This window comes from Novosphingobium resinovorum (assembly GCF_001742225.1).
Taxonomy (GTDB): Bacteria; Pseudomonadota; Alphaproteobacteria; order Sphingomonadales; family Sphingomonadaceae; genus Novosphingobium; species Novosphingobium resinovorum_A.
In genome coordinates this window covers 731,256-752,842 of record NZ_CP017077.1, presented here as the reverse complement: position 1 = coordinate 752,842, position 21,587 = coordinate 731,256, and the positions used below count along the sequence as shown (strand labels likewise).

The 21,587-nt window shown below is 61.8% G+C and carries 19 protein-coding genes and 3 pseudogenes; 13 read left to right on the top strand and 9 right to left on the bottom strand.

Annotated features, from left to right (window positions below):
• Positions 1-43: 43 nt before the first annotated feature.
• Complete coding sequence (locus BES08_RS28535; protein ID WP_069710064.1) at positions 44-1,621, top strand: DUF389 domain-containing protein; 1,578 nt, start codon at positions 44-46, stop codon at positions 1,619-1,621.
• The gene (locus tag BES08_RS28530) at positions 1,618-3,339 is read left to right on the top strand and encodes an SLC13 family permease (protein ID WP_069710063.1); all 1,722 of its coding nucleotides are present in this window, start codon (positions 1,618-1,620) and stop codon (positions 3,337-3,339) included. Before BES08_RS28535 ends, BES08_RS28530 begins: the two co-directional genes overlap by 4 nt.
• Here the strand turns inward: BES08_RS28530 and BES08_RS32360 are convergent.
• The 4 genes and pseudogenes from BES08_RS32360 to tnpC form a co-directional block, all read right to left on the bottom strand.
• Positions 3,314-3,674: pseudogene (locus BES08_RS32360) on the bottom strand (Na+/H+ antiporter NhaA); the annotation flags it as partial. The gene BES08_RS28530 and the pseudogene BES08_RS32360 sit on opposite strands and share 26 nt — an antisense overlap.
• 131 nt (positions 3,675-3,805) lie before the next feature.
• Positions 3,806-5,152 (bottom strand): family 1 glycosylhydrolase, encoded by a 1,347-nt coding sequence (locus BES08_RS28520; RefSeq protein ID WP_069710238.1) that lies wholly within the window; start codon positions 5,150-5,152, stop codon positions 3,806-3,808.
• Positions 5,153-5,222: 70 nt separating this feature from the next.
• Positions 5,223-6,248 (bottom strand): nucleoside hydrolase, encoded by a 1,026-nt coding sequence (locus BES08_RS28515; RefSeq protein ID WP_231958407.1) that lies wholly within the window; start codon positions 6,246-6,248, stop codon positions 5,223-5,225.
• A 384-nt stretch (positions 6,249-6,632) separates the two neighbouring features.
• A pseudogene (tnpC, locus tag BES08_RS28510) lies at positions 6,633-8,269 on the bottom strand (IS66 family transposase).
• 721 nt (positions 8,270-8,990) lie between these two features.
• Between tnpC and BES08_RS28500 the strand changes: the two are divergent.
• The 4 genes from BES08_RS28500 (at position 8,991) to BES08_RS28490 (ending at position 11,466) form a co-directional block, all read left to right on the top strand.
• Positions 8,991-9,608: an ATP-dependent DNA ligase gene (locus BES08_RS28500; RefSeq protein ID WP_069710061.1), complete on the top strand. Its 618-nt coding sequence runs from the start codon at positions 8,991-8,993 to the stop codon at positions 9,606-9,608.
• On the top strand, positions 9,605-9,988 hold the full coding sequence (locus tag BES08_RS28495) for a hypothetical protein (RefSeq protein WP_008830154.1): 384 nt from the start codon (positions 9,605-9,607) through the stop codon (positions 9,986-9,988). Before BES08_RS28500 ends, BES08_RS28495 begins: the two co-directional genes overlap by 4 nt.
• Positions 9,989-10,089: 101 nt before the next feature.
• A complete protein-coding gene (locus tag BES08_RS33395; protein ID WP_156800034.1) occupies positions 10,090-10,383 on the top strand; it encodes a hypothetical protein in 294 nt (97 codons plus the stop codon).
• Between the two features lie 786 nt (positions 10,384-11,169).
• Positions 11,170-11,466 carry an integration host factor subunit alpha gene (locus BES08_RS28490; protein WP_069710060.1) on the top strand — a complete coding sequence of 99 codons (297 nt, stop codon included), beginning with the start codon at positions 11,170-11,172 and terminating at the stop codon, positions 11,464-11,466.
• A 26-nt stretch (positions 11,467-11,492) separates the two neighbouring features.
• On the opposite strand, the gene BES08_RS28485 is transcribed toward BES08_RS28490, so the two are convergent.
• Complete coding sequence (locus BES08_RS28485; protein WP_197524515.1) at positions 11,493-11,831, bottom strand: hypothetical protein; 339 nt, start codon at positions 11,829-11,831, stop codon at positions 11,493-11,495.
• Positions 11,832-11,984: 153 nt separating this feature from the next.
• On the opposite strand from BES08_RS28485, the gene BES08_RS28480 reads away from it, so the two are divergent.
• From BES08_RS28480 to BES08_RS28465, 3 genes are all read left to right on the top strand, one after another.
• Complete coding sequence (locus BES08_RS28480) at positions 11,985-12,485, top strand: hypothetical protein (RefSeq protein ID WP_069710058.1); 501 nt, start codon at positions 11,985-11,987, stop codon at positions 12,483-12,485.
• A 1,256-nt stretch (positions 12,486-13,741) separates the two neighbouring features.
• On the top strand, positions 13,742-13,924 hold the full coding sequence (locus tag BES08_RS28470) for a hypothetical protein (RefSeq protein ID WP_069710056.1): 183 nt from the start codon (positions 13,742-13,744) through the stop codon (positions 13,922-13,924).
• A gap of 1,054 nt (positions 13,925-14,978) precedes the next feature.
• The gene (locus tag BES08_RS28465; RefSeq protein ID WP_069710055.1) at positions 14,979-15,446 is read left to right on the top strand and encodes a hypothetical protein; all 468 of its coding nucleotides are present in this window, start codon (positions 14,979-14,981) and stop codon (positions 15,444-15,446) included.
• 103 nt (positions 15,447-15,549) lie between these two features.
• Here BES08_RS28465 and BES08_RS33385 read toward each other — a convergent pair whose 3' ends face one another.
• Positions 15,550-15,852 carry a hypothetical protein gene (locus BES08_RS33385; protein ID WP_156800032.1) on the bottom strand — a complete coding sequence of 101 codons (303 nt, stop codon included), beginning with the start codon at positions 15,850-15,852 and terminating at the stop codon, positions 15,550-15,552.
• On the opposite strand from BES08_RS33385, the pseudogene BES08_RS34370 reads away from it, so the two are divergent.
• A pseudogene (locus BES08_RS34370) lies at positions 15,739-16,179 on the top strand (hypothetical protein); the annotation flags it as partial. The gene BES08_RS33385 and the pseudogene BES08_RS34370 sit on opposite strands and share 114 nt — an antisense overlap.
• A 320-nt stretch (positions 16,180-16,499) precedes the next feature.
• Here the strand turns inward: BES08_RS34370 and BES08_RS34365 are convergent.
• A complete protein-coding gene (locus tag BES08_RS34365) occupies positions 16,500-16,649 on the bottom strand; it encodes a hypothetical protein (RefSeq protein WP_231958406.1) in 150 nt (49 codons plus the stop codon).
• Positions 16,650-17,565: 916 nt separating this feature from the next.
• Here BES08_RS34365 and BES08_RS28445 point away from each other — a divergent pair.
• On the top strand, positions 17,566-18,342 hold the full coding sequence (locus tag BES08_RS28445; RefSeq protein ID WP_037518867.1) for a hypothetical protein: 777 nt from the start codon (positions 17,566-17,568) through the stop codon (positions 18,340-18,342).
• Positions 18,343-18,590: 248 nt separating this feature from the next.
• The gene (locus BES08_RS28440; RefSeq protein WP_069710054.1) at positions 18,591-18,842 is read left to right on the top strand and encodes a hypothetical protein; all 252 of its coding nucleotides are present in this window, start codon (positions 18,591-18,593) and stop codon (positions 18,840-18,842) included.
• A 10-nt stretch (positions 18,843-18,852) separates the two neighbouring features.
• Here BES08_RS28440 and BES08_RS28435 read toward each other — a convergent pair whose 3' ends face one another.
• The gene (locus BES08_RS28435) at positions 18,853-19,764 is read right to left on the bottom strand and encodes a histone deacetylase family protein (protein WP_069710053.1); all 912 of its coding nucleotides are present in this window, start codon (positions 19,762-19,764) and stop codon (positions 18,853-18,855) included.
• 167 nt (positions 19,765-19,931) lie between these two features.
• A complete protein-coding gene (locus tag BES08_RS28430; RefSeq protein ID WP_008829518.1) occupies positions 19,932-20,312 on the bottom strand; it encodes a winged helix-turn-helix transcriptional regulator in 381 nt (126 codons plus the stop codon).
• 91 nt (positions 20,313-20,403) lie between these two features.
• On the opposite strand from BES08_RS28430, the gene BES08_RS28425 reads away from it, so the two are divergent.
• A complete protein-coding gene (locus BES08_RS28425; RefSeq protein WP_069710052.1) occupies positions 20,404-21,465 on the top strand; it encodes an SDR family oxidoreductase in 1,062 nt (353 codons plus the stop codon).
• Positions 21,466-21,587: the final 122 nt, after the last annotated feature.

Here is a 21,587-nt window from a genome sequence, read left to right as displayed (position 1 = left end):
CTTATTCCACCACCAGTTTGAAGGTTATGGGGACGGGGCAGGAATGACGGCATCTCAATCGGCGGCGGCGCCGGGCCACGAGGGCGCCATCCATGAACGGTTGGAGCATGTCGCGCTCTACCGCTGGTGGCGCCGATCGGTCGTGGGGCGTGTCGATCACGAAGCGGTGATGGCGCGCATCGTCGCGGATAGCGGCTGGACTCCTCGCTACGCGTTCATGGTGATGATGTCGGCCGGTATTGCGGTCCTCGGCCTGCTGCTGTCCTCCCCGGCGGTGGTGATCGGCGCGATGCTGATCTCTCCGCTCATGAGTCCGATCCTTGGGCTCGGCTTCAGTCTTGCCCTGTTCGACTTCAGCGAGATGAGACGGGCGCTGACGGCGCTTGCGATCGGTGCCAGCGCGGCGGTGCTGTTCACGGCGCTGATCGTTGCGCTGTCACCCCTCCAGGCACCGACCAGCGAGATCATCGCGCGCACGCGGCCTAATCTGTTCGATCTCGCCGTCGCGCTTTTCGCAGCGCTTGCCGGAACGTTCGCGATCATCCGCGGGCGCGGCGACACAATCGTCGGCGTAGCCATCGCAACGGCGTTGATGCCCCCCTTGGCCGTGGTGGGCTTTGGCCTTGCGACCTGGAACATGCCGGTGCTGGGCGGGGCCTTTGCACTGTTCGTCACTAACTTCGTGACGATCGCGCTTTCGGCGATGATAATGGCCCGGTTCTATGGTTTCGGACACCGCCTCTCCAGTCAGCAGACATGGACGCAGACCTTCGTCCTGTTGTTCGTCTTTGTGGCGATGGCCATTCCGCTTGGCATCTCCCTCAAGCAGATTGCCGGCGAAGCGGTGACGCTGAACCAGACCCGGTCCTTCCTCTCCGAACGCTTCGGTTCCGATGCTCGGGTTACTCAACTCGACATCGACTTCGACGCGCAGCCGGCGGTGGTTCGGGCCGTCGTCATAACGCCGCGCGACAAGATGAAGCGCACCGCAGCTTTGCAGGACGATCTCACCGCAAGACTGGGCCAGCCGATCAAGCTGCGGCTGGATCAGGTTCTGCTCGAGGCGGGGGCCGGTGCGATCGAGGCCCAGCGCGAGGAAATCCGCCAGGCAGGGGATGCCGCTGCCATCGAAACCCATCGCATTGCAAGCCTTTCACAGATGCTCGCCCTGACAGCCGGCATCGCGTCCGATGCCGTGACGATTGACCGCGATCACCATCGTGCGATGGCCAATGCAATGCCGCTTCCCGGAGCCACGCTGGCCACGTACCGCACCCTGGAACGCCGGGCTGCTACCCAGGCGGATGGATGGGACGTGGTGCTCACCCCGCCGCAGATGGCATATCCGTCGATCGGATTCCCCGGTTCACAGGATGCACTCGACCTTCCGGCGCGCGAAGCCGTTTTGGTGAGCGCATGGGCCGCAAAACGCTGGAATGTGCGTGCTCTCGGTGTTCCGGGGCTGCCGAAGGAGGCACCAAAGACCCCCTCTTTGACCCAGCGGCGAGCCATCACCATCGCTGATCTCCTGCGGGAGAACGGTGTCGAAGCCGTGCCTGCTCCGGCCGCTGGAAGCCGCTTTGTCCTGCGAGAAGTCGAAGGAGACGGGGAACAGCCTTGAGCCCGGCCCTTGTCAGTGCCCTGATCCTGCTGGGTGCACTCGTCCTGTTCGTATCCGAGCGTGTCCGGCATGATCTGGTTGCATTTCTTGCGCTCTTCGCCTGCCTGGTGACGGGTCTTGTCGCGCCGGCTGACGCCTTTGCCGGATTTGCCGATCCTGCCGTGATGGCGGTTGCGGCGGTGCTTGTGGTCGGGCGGGCGATCGAGCTCAGCGGCGCTGCGGGTCTCGTTGCCGATCGGATCATCCCAATCAATGCGCCGTTCGCGATACGCTTGGCCGGCCTTCTGGTCGTCGGCGCCATGCTTTCGGCCTTCATGAACAATATCGCCGCTCTGGTCATCACGATGCCGATCGCGGCCGAGATCGCGCGTACGGCCAGGCGATCACCGGCCGCCACCTTGATGCCCCTCGCGTTTGCAACGATTCTGGGCGGGATGACGACGCTGATCGGGACGCCGGCTAACCTCATCCTGTCTTCCGTGCGGGAAGCGAGATTGGGTGCGCCCCTCGGCTTCTTTGCCATGACCCCCGTGGGGGTCGCAGTGACGGTCGTCGGCCTTGCCTACCTGTGTGTGGTGGGGTGGCGCCTGCTGCCGGTGCGGACGCGCAGTTCCAGCAACGGAAAGCCGCCGTGGCGGGTGTACGAGCTGTCGGTGGTGGACGAGCGTCTGGATGCCGAGGAACTGCGTAGCCGCCTCCGGGCTGCCGGAGCGCGGATGCTCGCCACCTTCCGGGACATCGCGCCGATAACCGGCGTCAGTCAATTTCGGGCGCGGGACCGCCTGCTGGTCGTTTCGCGTAAGAACCAGTGGTCTGTAGCAGCGACAGCTGGCCTCGCCAGCGATGTTCCAGCAGACCATGTGCCAGATGCCGTCACCGTCCGCGTCGCGGTGGCGCACGGCTCTCCGCTCATCGGGCTTGGCTACGACGAAGTGCGAACCCGCAGCCGGCAGCAGCTGCAGGTTGTCGCGGTAGGCCCCCGCGTGGCCAGGGAACGGCGGCAATTGGTGGACATGCGCATACGGGCAGGCGACCAGCTCTATATCCGCGGTCCTCAGGCAGAACTTGGTGCGTTCAGCGCCAGTGCCCGTGTCCTTGAGATCGACCGGCACGATCCCGTCCCGACCGCTCACAGCCGCGCGGCCGGAATTCTCGCAATTTTCGCAGCGGCAATCGCCTGCATCGTCGGGCTAGGTCTCTCGCCTGCGCTGGCCTTCACGGGCGCCGCGGTCCTGATCGCGGCGCTGCGGCTGCTGCCATCTGAGGAAATCTACCGCTCCATCGACTGGAGCGTGATTGTCCTGCTTGCAGCCATGATCCCGGTTGGACAGAGCTTTGAGAACAGCGGTGCTGCAGCCATCGCCGCACAGTGGCTGGGCGAGACGTTGACGGGATTGCCGCTGATCGTCGTGCTGGCCGCGCTTTGCTCCGTCACCTTGGTGCTTTCGATCTTCCTCAACAACGTGGCGACGGCGATCATCATGGGCCCGCTCGCGATAGATGCCGCCAATCTTCTCCACGTCAGTCCCGATGCCGCGCTGCTGGCGGTGCTTATCGGCGCATCATCGGACTTTCTGACCCCGATTGGTCATCAGAACAATCTTCTGGTCATGGGGCCGGGCGGCTACCGATTCAGCGATTATGCCCGGATGGGCGCGCCGTTGGTCGTGGCTGTGGTAGCCTGTACGGCGATTACGCTGACGCTGCTGTATGGCTGATCGGGACTTCACGGTGCGCGATGCGCAGCACCAAGAAGCCCAGAATGCCGGAAATCAATGAACCGACGAGAATGCCGACTTTGGCTTCGGACTGAAGGATCGGGTCGCCCGGGAACGCCAGGAGGGCGATGAAAAGGCTCATCGTGAAGCCGAACCCACAGAGCAGGGCTACCCCCAGCATTCTGCATCCGGCTGGCATGCGCCGGAGCATCCGCCAATCTCAGCTTGGTGGCCAACAGCGACAAGCCGAACACGCCGATCGGCTTGCCGAGCACCAGACCTGCTGCGACTTCAAGCGTCACCGGTGCGAGTACTGCATTCGCCGGCAGGCTGAGAGAGTGGGTCGATTGCCGACCTGCCCAAGTGATCGAGTACGCCCGTCTGCGTCGGGCGGACATGGTTGGGAAGGCGAAAACGAGTTTCGCGCCTTCCCTTGCACAAGAGATCGAGCCCGGCTGCTACCACCTCAAATCGGCGATATTGAATTTGATTGAGCGATTGCCTTCAAAACCTGAGCGCTTGGCTTAGGAGACCGTTTGAATGTGACCGGATCGACGCTGGCAAGGCCGAAGGCGCCGTGGCCGATGCCAGCTCCCCATTCGTAATTGTCCATCAGCGTCCAATGGATATAGCCTTGTACCGGGACTCCTTCGGCCATCGCCCCGAGAAGTTCCCGTAGGCCGTCGCGGATAAGGTTGGCGCGGATTGTATCGTCGTCGGTTCCGACACCGTGCTCGGTTACCAAAACCGGCTTGCCGGTCGCCTGGTAGGCGTATCGCGCCGCGCCGGCGAGTGACGGAGCATATACTTCGGCGCCGCGGAAATTGCGCGGCGTGCCCGCAGGCGCAGGGAGGCGGCCATCCTTGCCCCACAGGATGCGTTCGTAGTTCTGGATGGCGACGAAATCGTCATCGCGCGCCACTGCCAGCCAGTCTCCGTAGAGTTCGGCCCGCATCCGGTCTCGGATGGAATTCGGGCCGACGGGCTGGTCGTCGGCGATAGACAGTGTGAAGCCGACGGGAAGGTCGGGGCGCACTGCCTTGATCGCGGCACGCGCACTTTTGTGGCCCTTGATCATCGCGGCGGTCAGGGCGGGGACGTCCTCCGGCAAGACGGTGTTAGCCACGAGATAGCGCGGTACGCCCGCAGCCTTTGCGGCCGCAGCCAGATTGGCGCGCAATCCTCCCATGAACTGAGGGGGCAGAACGAAGGGCAGCAGGCGGGGCAGGTTCGGCTCGTTCAAGGTCGTCGCGATTGCTATTCCGCTTGCGAGATGTTTGGCCGCCCGCTCGCAGAAACGAGCGAACAGGTCGCTCGCATCGGGATGCAACCATCCTCCTTGGGCGGCAAACCAGCGTGGCGTTGTGTAGTGGTTGAAGGAGACCACCGGGGCAATACCACGTTCGCGGCAGCCATCGATGATGGCCTTGTAGTGATCGAGCATGGCGCACGAGAACATTCCCGGTTCCGGCTCGATGCGTGGCCACTCAAGACTGAAGCGGAACCCATTGAGCCCGATGCTTTTCACAAGGTCGAGGTCATCTCGCCATAGCTCGAGGCTGTTGACAGCATCACCCGACGGCGCGCCAGTGATAGTAGGTTGCACATTCTCGAGAAGCCACTGGTCGGAATTCGTGTTGTTACCCTCGATCTGGTGGCCGGCAGTAGCCGCGCCCCACAGGAAGCCGGAAGGGAAGCTGGCCGATCCTAGCGAGGATTGCTTTTGCGCAGGAGCGGCGAGCGCTTTTCCAGCAAGCATGGGCGCGGCAGCAAGCGCGGCAGCGCCGGCGATGATTGAACGTCGGTCGATCATGCGAAGTCCTTGGTGAAGCGGCAGGCGGGTGGGCCCGGCCATGAAATCAGACAGGCACTTGTTCCGGAGCCTATGCTGCCGAAAGAAGCCTGAAACGCGCCAGCATGTCCCTGAATGTCAGTCCTGCATCGACGTAAGTGTAGACCCGCATGGGGCGCCCACCCGCACGCTCCGCATAGCTTCCGTTGTCGAGAAGCCTTGGTGTTGGCAGCAGCTTGTACCGGCTCGATGTAGGATCTGGCTGCATAGGGGGAACCAGCGCGGTCAATGTCACCAGCGGACTGTCGCCCAGGACGTAGGCGTCTGTCATGGCCACCGGGGGTACGCCAGGTATCTTGGCGAACATCTCCGGTATCGCATCGACCCTAGACTTAAGATAGGCGCCGAGCCGGCTCTGTCCACCCAACTCCTCAAGTTCGGCCGTGCTGAACAGCATCTGGCTATAGGCATCGGAGGGCACTTGCCAGATCTCGATATCGGATTCGTTGAACAGCACTTGCGCCGCTACAGGATCGATAGAGAAATTGAATTCCGGTTCGCCCGGCTTGGCTCCGGGATTTCCAAAGCCGGAATGAGTGTTCCCACCGATCCAGACCAATTTTATGCGGCGGCCAATGCGCGGCTCAGACAACCAAGCGAGCGCGAGATCGGTTAGCCCAGCGCCGGCCGCATAGATCAGAGGCTCGTTAGCGTCTTCGCGCATAGCTTCGCGGACGATGGCAGCCGATGCCGTACTGGGTTTCGAGGAGGTGCGTGACTGGATTGGCGTCTCGGATCCGGCTATGATGCTATACTTGCCGGCAAGCTTCATGATTTCGAGAACTTCGCCAACCCGTGCGATTGCATCTTGGGCGTCGTGCCCGCTGCCGAACTTGGCGGGAAGGTGCGATCCCACGATGAGAGAAATCTTGACCGACGAGCACAATGCGTGATGCGCAAGCTGAAACAATCCGTCCGGATCACCAGCGAAGTCGTTGTCGAGGATCACCCGTGCTAACGCTGGCTGCTTGCCAAATGCATGTGCGGGCACCGCGAGTGCGCTAGCGAGCGTCATCGCCAAACCGACGAATTTCCGGCGTTCCATTTTATGGGGCAACAAGCCTCTCCTTTCGTCTCTTTGGGCCGTTGTCCATCATCCAAAGCATCATGTAAAATATGCATTTTTTAGATAAACATAGGTACAGCCTATAGCAGGAATATTGCTTAAGAGGCTGCGAGCGGTGCTCCATCCGGGCTAACCGACAAATGTACAGTCGTGGAGTTTGCCGCAGACAGGTCACAGCGATCTCGCATCGGAAACCCTCAGTCCGAAACGGTAACACGTAACGCTGACCTGGAAACAAATCGGATGGCCGGTTTTTGGATTGGCGGGCAACGCGCTGAACTTCCGCAAAGCGGGCGGTTGCTGCTGATGGATCTTTAGCAAGTTGGACGTTGGGAGTGTCGTAGCCATCCGGTGAAAGCCGCGGCGCAGCTCTGATCAAGTGGTGATGGAGCGGCGTGCGGGCAGCCATTTCCAGGGCAGCAGTTCGTCGAGTTGGCGGGCCGGATGCTCGGCGATGCGGGTGAGCACATCCGCGAGCCAAGCCTGCGGATCAACGTCGTTGAGGTGAGCAGTCTGGATCAGGGTGTAGAGGACCGCCGCGCGCTGGCCGCCGCGATCGGATCCGCAGAACAGCCAGGCCTTGCGGCCTAGTGGCACGCAGCGCACGTTCTGCCGCGTTGTTGGTCATACAGACCTTCCCGTCGGTGAGGAAGTGGGCGAAGGTATCCCAACGTCGCAGCATGTAATTGATGGCTTTGGCGAGATCGTGGTTGCGCGACAGCCTGGTGAGCTGGCTGGTCAGCCAAGCGTGGAGCTCAGCCATTAGGGGCCCGCTCAACTCGCGGCGTACGGCGAGACGCTCGTCGGCGTCCTGGCCATTGATGCCGCGCTCGACATCGAACAGCGCATCGATCCGCTGCACGGCTTCTAGCGCGATCGGGTAGATCATGCCGGCATGATCGCCGCGGCTCTTTTTGCGGGCTGCGCTGGCGACGTCGGCCAGTTCGAAGAACTTGCGTCTCGCGTGAGCAAAGCAGCCGGCCTCATGAACAGGCGCAGGCAAGCGACCGGGGGCATAGCTCGCCGTAACCGCCATAGGCATCGGCCTGCAGGATCCCTGACCAGGATGCGAGATGCGCCCTTGGACGTTCGCCGCGCCTATCGCGCGAATAGTGGAACAGCGCCGCGGGCGGATCGGCGCCGGCGAATGGTCGATCATCCCGCACGTAAACCCGTAGGCTGGCGGTATCGGTCTTCACCTTGGCCATGACCGGCACGGTCGTATCGTCGCCATGCAATCGCTTGGCGGCGAGGACGTGTGCCTCGATGAGGCGGTAGAGCGGCAGCAGCGCGAAGGCGGCGGCACCAACCTGGTCGGCGAGCGTCGAGGTGCTCAGCGGTACGCCCTCGCGGGCGAAACGCTCCGCCTTGCGGTTGAGGGGTTAGTACTGGCCGTACTTCTCGAACAGCAGCATGGCGAGGAAGCTCGGGGCAGCCCAGCCACGCGGCACGACGTGGAAGGGCGTGGGCGGCTGCGTGATCGTCTCGCAGTCCCGGCAGGAGAAGTTCTCGCGCACGGCCTGGACGACATTCCGAGCGCGCGGGATCACTTCAAGCGTCTCGCTGACATCCTCGCCAAGCTTGGACAGCCGGCTCCCGCCGCAAGCCGGGCAAGAGCACGGTGCCGGCACCACAATCCTCTCGCGAAGCAGAAGCTCGGGAAACGGCATTCTGCCCGGCCGCTTACGCTCGAAGGCGGTGACGGTCGCCGTCTTCTCGGCCGCGACTTCGGCAGCAAGACTGTCCTCAGCCGCATCGTCCTCAAGCTCTTCGAGCTGCAGTTCCATCCGTTTTAGCAGGCGGCGGGTGCGCTTAGCGCTCGCGCCGTACTGCTCGCGTCTGAGCTTGGCGATCTGCAGCTTGAGGTGCGCGATCACCGCCCCGGTGGCACTCCCCCGGGCATGGGCATTGGCGAGCTTGGCTTCGGCCTCATTGGCCCGCTGGGTCGCACTCGCCAGCAGCGCCTTGAGCGCTTCGATATCGTCAGGAAGGGGCGAAACGGCGGCTTCCATGACCGCGATGGAATCACAGAAACTCGTTCGAATGAAGCGCAAAATGCTCCGCTGGAGAAGAAAACGGCGCCCCTATCCAGCGTTCTGCAGACGCCAGGAATACTGCGGGTTCCACCAGTCGATCCCGTCGAGCAGGCAAGCGAGGTGCGAGGCTGTCAGCGACACCAACGCTGTTCTGTCGTTCGGTGCCCCCGTCGGTTAAAACGTACCCCTCACCAGCGCAAACGCGCGGGGGAGCGGGGGAATTTTAGAAGGCGGGAGGAGCGAGAGACGATGCACTGCATCTCGTCATCGGCAGGCAGGACGCAGTTCCCGCTACTTGAACGTCATGGCAGGCACGGACACCGCCTTAGCTCTCGCCAAGGATGCAATCTCCTTTTCGCTAACCGAGCCCTTCGTGCCGCAGCTGGGGCAGGCAAAGAAGCTCACACCGCCAGCGCAAAGCATGTCCTCAATGTTGAACGTGTTTCCGCAAGAGCATTCGGCGGAAACACGCATTTGATGATGGTTCATCTGTCGGCACCCCTCCGGAGAATCGGAACCCTGTATTCACCCCGCCCAAATCGGGTGATTTTTATCCACAAAGATGGCGGCGCCGCGCAAGCGTTTGTCCGTTCTGTTGCACTCTTGGTGCGACAAACGGAGCGTCGGGGTGTTGTAGAATAGCGGCCTATGCCAGCTCGTCGGCGACTGGAACGGCACCACCCCCATCGGGGGAATTATGGTCGAACGGAAGTGGGACGGGTGGCGCGCGCTCCGCTTCCGCGGCCTCGACGGCAAGCCGCGCCTGTGGTCTCGCAATGGCCAGCCGCTCAACGGCGCCGATCAGGTCGTGCACCAGCTTGGCTTGATGCAGCGCGTCGCGGGCGTGCCGCTCTTCCTCCACGGCGAAATCGTGGTCGACGCGACGCTGTACGCAACGAAACGCTGGTTCGAGAGCGGACGGCGCAGGGGAGGGGATAAAGGCCGCCTCCACCTCTTCGACGTGCTGACGGAGGAGGAATGGCCCGCGGGCGACTGCAATCGGCCACTGCATGAGCGAAAGGCCTGGCTGCAGGAGCTGGCGGCCGCGGTGCGCGACGATCCGGCGCTCTCCTGGGATTGGCGGCCGGGAAGCCGGAGCGGAGACGACCCCACCGCCGTTCAGGTGGTCGAGGACGAATGGGCCTTCACCGAATCGGACGTTCACGACATGGTGCAGCGCGTGTGGGCTGTCGGGGGAGAAGGGCTGATGCTCAATGATCCCGAGAGGCCCTGCCGGCGCAAACGCGGGCCTGCATGGGTCAAGGTGAAGCTGGACAACTGGTCTAAGTGGGAATCGCCCAGGAGGGCGGCATGATGTTCCTGATCGCCTCAAACGAGGCCGCAGAAATTAAACCCTACCGAGGGAAACCCAGGAACGTAACGACCGTGGAAATGCAGCCGACCAAGATCACCCAGCGCCGCGGGCGGACAGTCAAGTTCACTGGCACAGTCATCGCAAAGGGCGAGTTTCCGACGCGGCAGGGATTCGAAATACGGATGGAGGTCCACCAGACCGAGGGCGGCGCTTACGTCGCGGTGACGACGACCGACGCAGAGACGCGCGCTGTTGTCATCGAGCCCGCCGATCCGAAGGACATGCAGTGCGCGGTCATGGAAGCGTTCGACTGGCATGATCGAGCCAAGACGATGCCGCGAGATCAGCTCAAGTGGAAGTTTGTAAGGACGGTAGACTGAAGCGAAAGGGATAAACTCGATGGTTATGGTGCCTGCAGATACGCTTCTCACATTCAAGCAGCCGGAGGTTCTGCCTGGTAAATTAGCAATCGGGAATACGCTTGGCCCAGCGTTGTTTTTTTGAAGACGGCGGTCGTCGATTTATTTCGCTCACACCGGCCGACGAAGGTGGCTTTTGGGAACGGCCGGCTGTCCAGAACAATTTCGAGCATCTTGCAGTCGTGCAATTTCGGCTGATGGTGGATTGGGATAGTGTGGTTTGTTCATCGCACGTGGATTGCCCGGTCGGCATGGTCGTGAAGATTGGCCAGCATTTCGGCTTTCTCGCACGTACAACTGTTGCGCAACTCTATGTGGGGATTGAAGGGACGCCAATTGCCCCGCCGCAGTGGTAGAAGTTTGTGGCTTTCTCCAATTGGCGCATCGACATTCCCACGATCGGAGAAGAATTCATCACACTGTGCGAGTCCGATGCTTTTGCTGGTTTGGATCAGTGACCAAGCCTATACTGCAACGCATTGCGCGCGCGCTCTAAAGCCATGATGGCCTGCCCGGGAACACACAGTTCGAAGGGCGGCCGATGTGGGAGAGATTCTTGCCGAAGACGAAGGCAATGTTGAGCGCGATCCGAACCCCCACCGAGGAAATGAGGCAGGGCGGCGCCTCTGCACATGGCCAGAAGGCGCAACTATGGTAGACGCAGCCCTGCACGAAAACTGACGGAATTGGCCATAATCTCCGGCTAGCAGTTCCGAGGACGAGTAAACCTTCTCCCCGCAACATCCCGATTACTACCCATATGATCCGCCTAGCGTTGGTCCATGGTGAACCGGTCGGCTGTCAGGGGAGGCGCCTACTAAGTCGATAGCTGAAAGCCACCAGCTGCTGTCGGCGGTCAAGCGAGCGCGGCGGTTGGAGGACACCGCCGCGCCCGCCCCGGCGGCCACCCATGGGCGCCGAGCTGCAAACGAATGATATTGATGGACCGGCCGCACATCGCGGCCCTCTGTTCACAAGTGCGTTGATCCCTACCGGCCTATCGCTACCGAGCCGGCCGGGTGCGGCGGCTTGCAGGGGACCGACGCACCCATCTCCCTTTCGGAAAAAGTCGTTTGTTAGCGGTATGCAATCGATCCGCTGGTGCGTTATCGTCGCGACAAAGGGAGATTTCAGTGCATCAAGTGTCCAAGAGCCTCACTCGCGCCGCAATCGCCGAGGCGATCAAGAAAAGCGTCGGGATTTCCTTCGCCGGAGCGGATCGCATGGTCGATGCGATCATTGAGGAAATCGCCGCCGCTCTCGAACGTGGCGAGAACGTGAAGATAGCCGGCTTCGGCACGTTCCTGCTGAACGATAAGGGGCCGCGCGTCGGACGCAACCCGAAGACTGGCAAGGAGGCGGTTGTAGCCGCGAGGCGCGTCGTCACCTTTAACCCGAGCGCCACCCTGCGAGCACGCGTCGCTCCCGTGCTGGACTGATCTTAGATCAGTGACCTGATCTGCAACTACATCGCCATCGTCCTCAGCTTCACGCTGCCCCGCGCGAATGGCGCCCGCCCCAGGAAGCCGAGATAGGTCCGGTTCTGCCGCCACGTCGTCACCGCCGGATCGAAGCAGCAATAGTTCGGCACCGACGTGCCCAGCTTGTAGGTGAGTGGCGCGAAGGTGTCCTCGTACTCCGCCTCGCCGAGCCATGAGAGCTTGAAGAGCAGCGTTCGCAGCGTGATGCCCGGCGTGGTGTCGGGCACCGTCATCGGCGCGAGCACAACAGGCGATGGCGCTTTCGCAGTTGCAGACCGCGCGCGTTTACTGCGCAGCGCGAGCACTACCAGACCGGCGGGCATTACGGCGTCGTCGACTGGGAGCAGACCGCCTATGAAGTTAGAGGTTCCGCCTGCCACGACAACGGGTTCAACTCGGTGGCCGACCCGCGTTTAATTTCTGATGCCTCAAGTGGGGGGCGGGAAATTAAACTGCCGGAGCCCGGCGATCGTCTCGTGTGCCGCATCATCGCGACCGGCGGCACTTGGCACTGCCCGTTCACGACGCTGGACCTTGCCTCGCAGCAGGCGCTCTTCGACCTGGAAGAGACCTTCTACCAGGAGGCGACCGAATACGGGTTGGAATGGCGCTGCCGCACCCCGTTCGACCTCATCGGCGGCTCGGACGTCACCAAGCGCGAGTGGATCGGCAACATGGTGCCCGGCGCCGCCGCTACGGGCATGGCCGAGACGATCGGTGAGACGATGATCCTCGCCGACATGGGCGAGAGCTTCTTCCTGAGCCCGCACGAGATCTGGGCCAAGCCCGGGGCGCTCGCTCTCGCCATCGACAACGACCAGCTCGCATTTCGCATCGACGGAGAGTTCACATCAACGCCATGCTACTTTGTGACGATGCGGGACCGCCGTGCACCCGCGAACCGCGCGAGCAGGCCTCGAGCTTCGACCCGATTGTGCTCGACCTCATCTGTCACCGAAGCGACCTCTTCGATGTAACCCGCCAGACGAATCTCTCCGATCTTGTCGGCATGAACGGAAACCTGATCGCCAAGGCGGATCGCCAGTTCCTCGACTTCGATAGCGGAAACCTTCGAAAGTACAAAAGCAACCATATCGTGAAGTGCGTAATGCGCACCCTCAAGGTGAAGAAGTGCTTCTTCCAAGGACTTAACTCTGTCGCGTGTATTAGTGATCATAGCTATTATCTTGTCGCTTTTAGCGGTCCTTTTGTTTCGGCACGGCGCCCTTACGGCCGATTGCGCATGACGGCAATTGCTCTGTCGCATTTGCGACAAACCGCTCGTCGCATTTCACCTGCTCATCTAAACCCAAAGCCAGGAGGCCGTCATCGAATTCCGCCCGCGTGATCCGGCCGTCCTTCCGGCGCGCGCACCGCCAGCATAAATACCAATGCGACCCCGGCCGCGATGACCAGCGCGCCGATCACCGGCACGACGGTCATCCTCAGTGTCGAGCGCGCTTCCAGACCGAACGGCGGCGGAGCGGACTGGTGCCTGAGGCCTACACCCTTCGCGAAGACGACCAATCGCTGAACGCAGGCATGCCGCAATGTGTGCGAGCCAGCTGTGAAACGCCGATGCCAGCCCCGTGCAGATATTTGTTGGACGGGGCCGACACCGCTGGCCGCGTGAGCGGCGACTGCGGTGACTGCGGCGCAATGTTCCGCCAGAAGAGCAATCGGGCGCACGGAATGGCGGCCGAGGAGTGTCCAGCGAAACAATGGGAGCGGGATGCCGGTGACCAAAGTTGTCATATTCAGCGCAAGATCAATAGTGTACCGTGCGTTTGCGACCCGAAGGGCTCTGCAGCCCTTACAAAACTGGCCCGGTCCTCTCTGAGTGCCGGGCCTTCTTGCCCTATCAGTCGGCCGGTGCCTTTTCTGTAGCCCCTTGATCTGGCCCGGGGCGCTGAAGCACCTTCGTGCTCGCACCCACGATCGCGATGCCGAGAAGAAAGATGACGATTATTCCGCCGACAATGTACCGAAAATTCTTCGGCTTGCCGCCCTCGTGACCGCCGGCGGGCGTAATGGTCTCTTGGTCGCGATGGGGGCGGTCCTGGGGTAAGTGGCCCGACCGCTTACCGATGAGAGCGATTGCCGGGCCACAGGTGCAGGAACACCTGCTTGCTCGAAGCGACGGACTGAAAATTCGTTCCATGTTCAGCAGCGTGGAACGTTTGCCGCACCATCGGCATCTCCCTTTGAGGGCGTTTCCGCGAAGGAGAGAGACATGACCGAAGAAGAGGACGAACAGCATCCGCAGGTCGATGCCGTAACCGCCAACGAGGTCGTAACCGGCATGACCGACGAGCAGCTGGCCGCCGCCTGGGACGCGGCGGAAGACTTGGACAATCTCACCGATGTCGAGGAGGCCGTGTTGGCGGAAATCGAAAGGCGACAGCTCAATCTTTGAGCACCGCACCCTTACCCGATCCGGTAGACCTTTGAGCCACATCGAACGTCTCCTTCATATGCCGGCTGACGATGGCCCGCGATCACCCGTTGTCAGGAATGACAATTCTTCCCGCGCTGATGGGTTTTTGAGACAAAGGATACGCCTGCTGTCCGAGACCGCCGGCATGGTCGATAAATCTCTCGGCACCCGCCGCAGACAGTGATGCTCGCTCGTCACATGAAAAAGGCATTCGCGTCAGCCCGTATACGAAGATGGCGTTACGACCTGCCATCCCCGTGACCGCCGCGGTCCTGACGATGCTCCTGGGCGCCTTCTTGCTGCAAAGACTCGCACGCAAGAAAATGAGATGAAAGGCTCTACCGGAGCGTTCGTCATGGGCCATGCCCCGACGAAGCACGGATGCACGCGGTACGCAGGATCGTTCCCGAATTGCGATAGCGGGGCGACGCGCCCGTGAGTGAGGAGCCTGATTCCGCCGTTTCTCTGCGCGAGATGGCGCAACATCGCGGGTTCAAGCTGCTGAAATCCCGGCGGCGCAAACCTGGCGTCGGAGACTTCGGGGGGGCGGCCTCAGCGACGCTACGGGCAAACCGGTCATGGGTGTAGGGACCGGCGGCCTGACGGCTCTGCCTGACGAGATCGAAGCCTTTCTTCGCACGGGCGCGCTCGACAGCTGGAAAGCCTCGGCAAAAGCGGCGCCCGACGCGCCCAGATCACCCAAAGCAGTCCGCGATCACGATGATACGGAGAAGGAGGGGTCAACCCGGCGCGGTGGCGCCCATGCCGAGCGCAGCGAAGACCGGCCGGCGCGCCGAATCCGGAACACAAAGCAGCCCGACCTCCCTCGCAGCCCCAGACCGCCCAAAGCCCGATTGGAAAAGCACGCTCGTGGCGGCCCGCAAAAAGGGCCTGCGCAGTCCCAGGGGAGCGAGCCCCACCACCAGCGGCTCTCACCATCAGAACACCCAGGAAAGAGGATGTCGCTGCCATCGCTGCCTTGCTCGGAGAATTACCAGGCGTCGATTGAACAGCGCAGGACGTATCTGAAGGCATGGCGGCTGCCCGCAAGGCTGGCGGGGGTGTGCTGCTGGCCGATCAAAATGGCACGATCGGCTGCATCGCCTGGGTATTGCTGCCCACCATTCACCGCGGCACACTCGGTCGGATTGGGGCAGCAACCGGCAGCATGATCGTCGGCACCGTCGCCACTATGTCTGGCGCGGTGGATTCGTTTGCGCTGACACAGTCGGATTTCGATGCGATGGGGCAGCGGCTTGCACTCGCCGGTGCCAAAGCGCGCGAGCAGGCGCGGGACGAACTCGAGCGGATCAACTTCGCACGTTTGTTTCGCCGGCGCGCTACCCTGCTGGATTTGCTGGTGATCTGCGGTGCCTCGCTGGCCGATGTTCTGCGCCATCCAGGCGATGTGCCGCTTGAAGTGCAGCAAGCCTTTGCGCTGGCTTACCCTGGACTGACCGAGGCGGGTGCGGCCTGTCACTACCCCGACCGTGCAGAATGATTTCAAATATGACGGTCGAGCCCGATTACAGAATTTTAATGGTTAATTGCCGTGTATGGATGGCACCGTGCCCAATCGAGGCGGGACCTCAATGATCCCGGGATCAATGGCCTCCTTCGGCCACCAAATCTGCGCGCGAGGCCTTCACGCGCACCGCACGAGGAAAAATCTCCGCACTAATCCGCCGGAGTGCCACGATTTCGAGCACGAAATGGATTTCTTTGCTCGGGGTGGGGAAAGGACGGTAATGTGGCTCGTCGATCGTGAAATCGATGGAAGAGGCGCCAGCCGCATTCCACTGCAACTGGAACTGCGAGCCGCGCTCGTACGGTGGTATATCGACAGCGGGACTGTCGCGGACGAGCAGGCCAGCATCATCCTCATTCAACAGGCCAGAAGCGGTCACCGGTGGATTGCCTGCGGATGCCTCGGTGCCAACATACCACCGCCAATCCTCACCCCAGCCTACCTGTCAGAGGCCCAAATCTACTATCTATGCCGGCTCTCCAGCCCGAAATGGCCCGAAAATCTGCCAGACTGCCCGTTCTTCTGCGACCAGGTGACGATGCGCATCAGGGAAGTCCGCTCACGCTTGACAGCCCTCGACCCGCCCGAAGGCTTCTTCGCGGTTCTGAAACCAGCGCCGGAGAACCTCGCTCAGCGCCCTGCGGAAGATTCCAATGATGATCGCGCTCGGAATGGCTCGATCCCGAGGCTGGCTCGTCTGCAATGGTTCTTTGCGCGACGTCCGCCATGAAGGCCAATCCGAAGCGAGACGGCGTCATGGCTGGAGAGCGATGTGAGAAATCCTCTCACATCGTCCCGCGAAAGGGAAGGGCGGTGGGCGGGAATTGAACCCGCCGGCTACGCCGCCGTGTGCCTCGGTGGAAGAGACCCACACATCGAATCGCCCCACACAACAGTGGCGGCGGCAACTAGCACAAAATTAGTGACGCTCAACACCGCTGCCCGACATCGAGATTGTAGTGGTGGCGAAAAACACAGGCCGCTACCGATCGTTCCTTGCCACGGCCCGCCGGATCGCCCGCAGTGTCACTTGTTTGCGCCTTCAGCGGCGTCGCCGGCTTTGTCCGCGGCATTGCTCACGCTGTCGGCGGCGTTCGTGATCGCGTTGTTCTTCGCAGTCTCGCTGCCAGTGAGTTGGCTCACGAAGAAAACGCCTGCAATCACGGCGAGAAGCACGGCGATTGCGATGACAACACTCGCTCCGGAACTGCGGCGAGTCTCGACTACGGTGGTCGTGTGCGACGGATTGGGATCGGCACCTCACATTGCTCTTTGTGCTGCGGTCAACTCGGCGAACCGGCAACGGTTGCACGCGGGCTTTGAATGAATGCAACCCGGAATGATTTAGCCGTTCCGGAACCTCCCTCCGCCGAGCGACAACCCCGTCATCGCGGACCCGACAAGACTCTTCGAGATGCGAGCATTATGGGAGGGCTGCCACTTGGTGCGCTAAGCCCAATCGTCAGCTGCGCAAGGGAGCAAGTTGCCGGTGAACATTCATAAGCGACGCTCGGTACGCCTGCATCACGCGGGTCGCCCATTGAGCCTGTTGGTCCGCATTGCTCGGCTCATTCTCCGCGTCGGCGGCGGTGACGATCTGGGTTGATCGAGTAGAGGCATGTTCCGTGGTCATAAGCCGTCTTTGTGGTGTCGTATCACTGTTTGATGGCGTGGAGTATGTGGCATTTTCCGAACCGCAAAATGCCGAGGGTACAAATCGGTTCCGAGTTTGGTATTGTCGCTTCAGCGCAAGGGCATGGAACGAGGCTCGCGCGCGATGAATGTAGCCGTACGGCCTTTCGCTGGCCTCATTCCCCGCTCCACGCTGGCTTCTTTATCGCTGACTCGATGGCGCGCTTCTCCAGGGCATCAGCGGCAGGCGAGGGCAAGTCTCCTGATGCAGGGTACGACACGATGACGGGGGAAGACCTAGCTGCGCTGCCGGTGGCCAAGCGTGGGCGGGGTGACACGCTCTTGACGCTCGGAGCGTCCTGGCTGCCGCTCAGCAAGCCGCGGCAACTGCTCGACGCCTGGGAAGGAATGTCGTAATATGGGGCCGTGAGTGAGGGGCAAGCTGCGGGGGCGGGGCGCAATGGGTACAGCGATTGCAAATCGGCAGTTCTTCGCGGCGGAGACGCGCTTCTTTGCAATCACGGCCATCGTCATGGCGCTCATTAATGTCAGCGCGTTTTCGTTCTTTGCTGCAATGGGCATATCGTCCTTTCGCGCTCCCTTTTCTGTGCATCTCCACGCAATTTTATTCATGGGTTGGGTTCTGCTGTTTGTCTCGCAAGTGTCCCTCGCCGCAACCGGATCGATCAGGCTTCATCGCAAATTAGGGTGGCTGGCCGTTGGCTGGGCTGTGGCCATGGTGGTCGTCGGGACCCTGTCAACGGTATTGAGCGTTCAAAAGGCGGCCGTACCCTTCTTCTTCCTGCCGGCGCAGTTTTTATTGATGAACCCGCTTAGCGTGATGCTGTTCGCGTCTCTTTTGATCGGTGGCGTGGTGAAGCGGCGCGATCGCGAGTGGCATCCACGCCTGATCATATGCGGCATGGCAGCTATCATGGGCCCTTCATTTGGAAGGCTGCTGCCCGCCCCGTTGCTGATGTATTCGATGCTGACGGCAGTCTTCATTGGCATGATCGCATTTCCGGTGGCGGGCATCGTGCGGGACAAGCGGCGCTACGGGAAGGTGCATCCCGCGTGGTGGCTGGGCCTTGCTTCACTCCTGCTTCTACAATTGGCCACTGAGACATTGGGCCGCAGTACGATCGCTGCGGCAATTTATGAGCATCTAGTGATCGGAACGCCCGGTGCGCACGTCCCGCCGCTTATCTACCAATCCCCGCCGTTCCCGACTTCTTAACGGCGTCTCGCTAGCCATGTGGACCGATCCATACGGGACGTTCAGGTGCCAATTGCTTATCCCAAGCTGCGGCCTGTCCCGTTCCGGAAGTGTAGCCCTGCCTTGTTGATCTTTACGCCCATCGCGCTGCGGATGGTACAAAGCAATCGGCCTACGGGACTGACGTCAGGAGGTCGGGGCATGCTGCGGTAGTGCGGGCGAAGGTACTGAACCTTTGTATTCTTGATAATCCGCGATAGGCGCGCTCCATGATGAACATCCCCTGGGACCAGCCGGCAACGCTTATCGATCTGGATGGCAAGACGCCGGTAATCGGATTGATGCTCGAATGCGTTATGCACTTCGCGCTCTTCAAGCCTTTTGCCAAGGAGCAGGCGCGCATCCTTCTGACGCAGCCCGTGTTCCGCGAAGGCCGCAAAACGCGCACTTGGGTTCTCAATCCCGACGAGATCGAAAAGCTGGCCGAGCGGCTCGATGCCGAGAGGAAGGCGGCCCGGTAAACCCGCGCAATCAGTCGACGTCTCTCGCCGCGATGGTGGCGGAAAGGGTGAGGATCGTTCGCGCGTGTCGCAAGGCCACGGCTTCGCGGTCCGCGCCGTACCCACCGCCCAGGGTGCTTGCCAAGGGAATGCCGCGCCGCTTCGCCTCTGTCGCCACATAGCGGTCGCGGCTCGCGAGGCCTTCGTCGGTCAGGGACAGCCGGCCAAGCTTGTCGTCCGCATGGGCATCGACGCCTGCCTGCAGCAAGATCAGGTCCGGCACGAACCGATCGAGGACCATGGGAAGCGATCCGGCCAGAGCTTCCAGATAGCCGGCATCGCCCGTTGCGTCGGGTAGTCCGACATCCAGTGAAGAACGCGCCTTGCGGGTGGGGAAATTCTTCTCGGCATGAATGGACAGCGTGAAGATGTCGCTGCGCCCTGCGGTCAGCGCCGCAGTGCCATCGCCCTGGTGCACATCGAGATCAAGGATCAGGATGCGCGATACGTCCCCCTCTTCGATCAGTCTGTTGGCGGCAAGCGCCAAGTCGTTGAAGACGCAATAGCCCGCCCCGGTATCGGCGAGGGCGTGATGGCTGCCGCCAGCGGAATTTGCCGCATATCCGTGCTTTAGCGCCAGCTTCGCCGCCAGCCACGTTCCCCCGGACGAAAGCTGCGATCGCCGGGAAATCCGCTCGTCGATCGCGAAACCGATCCGGCGCTGCTTGGCCGCCGGCACCGCGCAACCAATGACTTGCGCGACATAGGCCGGGTCGTGGACAGCTTCGAGCCATTCTCGCGGCATGACTTCGGGCGCATGGACCGTCATCGGCACGCCGCTTTCGCCCAGCAACCGCATGACCAGCGCATATTTGTCATGCGGAAAAGTGCCCGTGCGCTCGGTCTCGACCGCGTAACCGGGATGATGGACGACATGCAGCATGGCCTCGCAAATAGAGCGCCCTGGCGCACAGGTCGAGCGTCATTGGGGAGCGCAGGGCCTGACGATATCGGTCGAGGAGCTTTTCCGTGAAAGCTGCAAGCCGCGCCGGATGCAAGCGGTCATCGAGATTATCAAACACCCGAGCGTTGCAACGGCGGCCACATTTTTCAGGATCGGCGTGAACTCGGGCGCGGGACGAGTTGATCCAGAGCATCGGTATTGTCGCGGCCCCACCCATACAGAAGTTCGACCGGCTCGACGAACCTGCGGCCAAGATCGGTGAGGCTATATTCCACCATCGGCGGTATCGCGCTCTGCACATGCCGGGCCAGCAGGCCGCTGGCCTCCATGTCCCTCACCGTCTGGGTCAGCATCTTCTTGGAGATCCCAGGCAGGCTGCGCAGAAGCACGCCGGTGCGCGCAGTTCCGCCGTGACGGGCGTGGAGAGTGTGAAGGACCATGCTGGTCCACTTCGTTGCGAAAAGCTCCAGCACGCGGCGGGGTGCGCAATCCTCCCGCCATTCATCGTCCGGCGTTCCGGGCTGCATGTGGTTACCTTTTGGTGCCTGGGTCAGTGAATGGTGCCGTCTAGAAGATGGAGGCGCCAATGCCTAGGTCCCACGCAACAAGGAGATACACATGGCGAAGACGGCATTGGTGGTAGGCGCGAGCGGCATAGTCGGCAGTGCAACAGCGCGGCTTCTGACCGAACAGGGTTGGACCGTCCATGGCCTGGCGCGGCGGCCCAATGCTCAATCCGGGGTACATCCGATTGCCGTCGATCTGCAGGATCCGCTCGCCACCGCGCAGGCACTGCACGGCATCGACCCGGACGCGGTGTTCATCACCACGTGGCTGAGGCAGGACAGCGAGGCGGAGAATATCCGCGTCAATTCAGCGATGGTGCGTAATCTGCTGAATGGTTTGCCCAAACCCGGCGGTTCCCGTCACGTCGCGCTGGTTACAGGGCTGAAGCATTACCTCGGGCCGTTCGAGGCTTATGGCAAAGGTGTTCTGCCACAGACACCGTTTCGCGAGGAACAGGGCCGCCTCGACGTCGAAAATTTCTACTACGCCCAGGAAGACGAGGTGTTCGCGGCAGCTGCGCGCGACGGCTTTACCTGGAGCGTCCATCGCCCGCACACTGTAATCGGGCTGGCTGTCGGCAACGCGATGAACATGGGCACGACGCTAGCCGTTTACGCGACGCTATGCCGTGAGACCGGACGGCTCTTCGCTTTCCCGGGCTCTGCTGCGCAATGGTCAGGGCTCACGGACATGACCGATGCCACGCAACTCGCGCGCCACTTGCTATGGGCGGCAGAGACGAATGCGGCGCAGGATCAGGCGTTCAACGTCGTTAACGGCGACATCTTCCGCTGGCAGTGGATGTGGAGCCGCATCGCCGACTGGTTCGGCATCGAGGCTGCACCGTTCGACGGCAAAGTTTGGCCGTTGGAGCAGCAGATGGCGGATGATGCAGGGTTGTGGCGTGAGATTGCTGTTCGCGAGGGCCTCACAGAGCCCGATCTCGCGCGCTTGGCCTCGCCATGGCATACAGACGCCGATCTGGGCCGGCCGATCGAGGTCGTGGCCGATATGACCAGGAGCCGGCGTTTGGGCTTCACCGCCTATCAGCCCACCGACGATGCGTTCTTCGCCCTGTTCGAGCGTCTGCGCGCCGATCGGCTAATCCCCTGAAAAGGTCGCCAGCGGCATCACCTCGTCCGATGCCGCTGACTTCCGATGCCTGCGTGCCCCCAGTCTGATATCTCAAATGGCACCCCGAGAATGACCGGAACGACGAGCTGGTCAGTCTTAAT

What these genes read in the sequence shown, in the direction of transcription:
- BES08_RS28535 (WP_069710064.1), top strand. Translation starts at nt 44, where the DNA reads ATGACGGCATCTCAATCGGCGGCGGCGCCGGGCCACGAGGGCGCCATC.
- BES08_RS28520 (WP_069710238.1), bottom strand. Translation starts at nt 5,152, where the DNA reads ATGATCGACCGACGTTCAATCATCGCCGGCGCTGCCGCGCTTGCTGCC.
- BES08_RS28500 (WP_069710061.1), top strand. Translation starts at nt 8,991, where the DNA reads ATGGTCGAACGGAAGTGGGACGGGTGGCGCGCGCTCCGCTTCCGCGGC.
- BES08_RS28495 (WP_008830154.1), top strand. Translation starts at nt 9,605, where the DNA reads ATGATGTTCCTGATCGCCTCAAACGAGGCCGCAGAAATTAAACCCTAC.
- BES08_RS28485 (WP_197524515.1), bottom strand. Translation starts at nt 11,831, where the DNA reads ATGCCCGCCGGTCTGGTAGTGCTCGCGCTGCGCAGTAAACGCGCGCGG.
- BES08_RS28470 (WP_069710056.1), top strand. Translation starts at nt 13,742, where the DNA reads ATGACCGAAGAAGAGGACGAACAGCATCCGCAGGTCGATGCCGTAACC.
- BES08_RS28465 (WP_069710055.1), top strand. Translation starts at nt 14,979, where the DNA reads ATGGCGGCTGCCCGCAAGGCTGGCGGGGGTGTGCTGCTGGCCGATCAA.
- BES08_RS28445 (WP_037518867.1), top strand. Translation starts at nt 17,566, where the DNA reads ATGGGTACAGCGATTGCAAATCGGCAGTTCTTCGCGGCGGAGACGCGC.
- BES08_RS28440 (WP_069710054.1), top strand. Translation starts at nt 18,591, where the DNA reads ATGATGAACATCCCCTGGGACCAGCCGGCAACGCTTATCGATCTGGAT.
- BES08_RS28435 (WP_069710053.1), bottom strand. Translation starts at nt 19,764, where the DNA reads ATGCTGCATGTCGTCCATCATCCCGGTTACGCGGTCGAGACCGAGCGC.
- BES08_RS28430 (WP_008829518.1), bottom strand. Translation starts at nt 20,312, where the DNA reads ATGCAGCCCGGAACGCCGGACGATGAATGGCGGGAGGATTGCGCACCC.
- BES08_RS28425 (WP_069710052.1), top strand. Translation starts at nt 20,404, where the DNA reads ATGGCGAAGACGGCATTGGTGGTAGGCGCGAGCGGCATAGTCGGCAGT.